This is a genomic window from Dietzia sp. CW19 (assembly GCF_014145265.1).
GTDB lineage: Bacteria > Actinomycetota > Actinomycetes > Mycobacteriales > Mycobacteriaceae > Dietzia > Dietzia natronolimnaea.
On the sequence record NZ_JAALEE010000431.1, the window covers coordinates 1 to 2,236 of the forward strand.

3 protein-coding genes and 1 pseudogene are annotated in these 2,236 nt (G+C 71.3%); 2 read left to right on the plus strand and 2 right to left on the minus strand.

Going from position 1 to position 2,236, the window contains the following annotated elements:
• Both G6021_RS12750 and G6021_RS12755 read right to left on the minus strand, forming a co-directional pair.
• A partial coding sequence (locus tag G6021_RS12750) for a GNAT family N-acetyltransferase (RefSeq protein WP_182641449.1) occupies positions 1-758 on the minus strand: 758 nt, incomplete at its 3' end.
• Positions 751-1,413, minus strand: a complete 663-nt coding sequence (locus G6021_RS12755) for a peptide deformylase (protein WP_182610060.1) — start codon at positions 1,411-1,413, stop codon at positions 751-753. The genes G6021_RS12750 and G6021_RS12755, both read right to left, overlap by 8 nt.
• 127 nt (positions 1,414-1,540) lie before the next feature.
• On the opposite strand from G6021_RS12755, the gene G6021_RS12760 reads away from it, so the two are divergent.
• Both G6021_RS12760 and G6021_RS12765 read left to right on the plus strand, forming a co-directional pair.
• Entirely contained in the window at positions 1,541-1,876 is a 336-nt protein-coding gene (locus G6021_RS12760) for a DUF3263 domain-containing protein (RefSeq protein ID WP_241730959.1), read from the plus strand.
• A 15-nt stretch (positions 1,877-1,891) separates the two neighbouring features.
• Positions 1,892-2,236: pseudogene (locus tag G6021_RS12765) on the plus strand (LytR family transcriptional regulator); the annotation flags it as partial.

The window sequence follows — 2,236 nt, forward strand, 5'->3', positions numbered from 1 at the left end:
GCCGCACCGCCCTGTCCCACGCCACCTAGTCCCGCGGTCGCCAGCATCGCGGGCCGGACGCGGTCGGGGTCCAGGCCCGCGGTGGCGTGGTACAGCGCGAGCCAGTCGTCGTCGGGGGAGTCGGCCAACACCACCTCGGGGCGGGCATCGGCGGGGACCGTGGCGTCCACGCGGGCCAACAACTCGAGGCTGTCGGCCGTGCACAGCAGCAGTTCCCTGTCCGCGCTCACCCGCGCGGGATCCACCGGCACCCCGTCGAGGACCATCCGGTCGGCGTCCACCAACCGGTCCACGGCCACCAGGCGCAGCGGCAGGCCGCGGACGGAGTACCAGTCGCGGACCCCGTCGAGTTCCCGGCAGCTGGCCCACGGCAGCACCGGGACCGCCGAGTTCCCGCGATAGGACCAGTCGTCCCCGGCGCGGCAGAACCAGCCGTCCACCAGCTCGAACTCGGTACCCGGCCACGCCAACGCACCCGCGTACTCGTGGGCCCGGACGTCGCGGGCGCGGACCGGGCGGGGCGGCAACACCTTGAGGACGGCGATGTCGGGGTCGGCGATCCGCACCTCCTCGCCCGACTCCCGGCGTACCACCAGAACGGGATCCAGCTCGACCACGTGCCCGATGACGTCGGTGTAGAGATGCGAACTCTGCCCGTCCTCCAGATGACGACGCACCACCACGCGCATCCCCACCTCCACGCGTCGGCCCGCGTTCCACCGGGACCGGTCCGCCAGACCCCGGTCCTGCTCAGCCATGGAGGTCGGTGGCCTCGTCGTCGTCGTCCTCCTCGTCGGCGAACGGATCGGGATCGGTGGTCGGGTCCCAGCTCAACCCGGGCACGCCCCAGCCCGCGTCGCGGATGTGCCTCTTGGCCGCCTTGCGGTTCCGGCCGATGAGTCCGTCCGTGTAGAGGACGCCGTCGAGGTGGCCCACCTCGTGCTGCAGGCACCGCGCGAACAGGCCGTAGCCCTCCACCGAGACCGGCTCGCCGTTCTCGTCGGTGCCGGTGACCCGGGCCCACCAGGCGCGTCCCCGCGGGAAGTTCACTCCGGGGACGGACAGGCACCCCTCGAGATCCTCCTCCGGGTCCGGCATGGTCTCCGGGATCTCGGAGGTCTCCAACACCGGATTGACCACGCAGCCGCGGCGGTTGATCCAGCCGCCACGGGCCTCGACGTCCTCGCGTGAGACGCCCTCGCCGTCCTCGGTGTCCAGGTCGGGGCAGTCGTAGACGAACACCCGCTTGCGTACACCCACCTGATTGGCGGCCAGCCCCACGCCGTTGGCGGCGTCCATCGTCTCGTAGAGGTCGCGGACGAGGTCGCGGATCTCCTCCGGGGACCCGGTGACGGGCTCGGTGGGGGCGTGGAGGGCGGGATCGCCGAGGATGACGATGGGCAGTACGGCCATGGCAGACGATCCTAGTGCGCCCGTGGCAGGGTGTCGGATCCGTGTGGTTCACTACGGGGGAATCACAACGGTGTGATCTCCATACCCGCACCGGAGCACCTGCACCGACACCACAGGAGGCGCGCGCATGGGTCGATCAGTTACTGCGGCACGCGGGCCGCAGGTCGCGGGCGGTACGCAGCCCGCGACCGAGCTGCATGCCGCCGATCCCGTCCTGTCCGACCGGGACCAGGCCATGCTCGAGTTCGAACGGCAGTGGTGGAAGTTCGCCGGTTCCAAGGAGGAGGCGATCCGGCAGAAGTTCGAGATGTCCGGCACGCGCTACTTCCAGATCCTCAACGACCTCATCGACCGCCCCGAGGCGCTGGCCGTGGACCCGCTCCTCGTCAAGCGTCTGCGTCGCATGCGGAGCAGCCGTCAGAAGGCACGCGCGGCGCGCAACCTGGGAATGCGACTCGACTGACCTACACTCACCGGCGTGAGCTCCCAGCCCGAAACCTCGCAGTATGATCCCTACGGCCCGGGCGCGCCCGGTGGCGACGCCGGGGTCGATCCCGACCTGGACGAGCCGACGGGCCCTCCTTATCGGGCCATCGCGATGGTCCTCCTCGCCGCAGTGGTCCTCGCGATCGGCATCGGACTCGTCCAGCTGTTCGGGGGTGACGACGAGACGCCGACCGCCACCGATCAGGACACCTCGCAGGTCGAGCAGTCCGAGCAGCCGGGGCAGGCCGTCGAACCGGGACAACCCGGGGACGCCCCCGCCGGCCAGGACCCGCAGGGTGCGCCCGACGGGCAGGCGGCCCCCGGTCAGCCCGTGCAG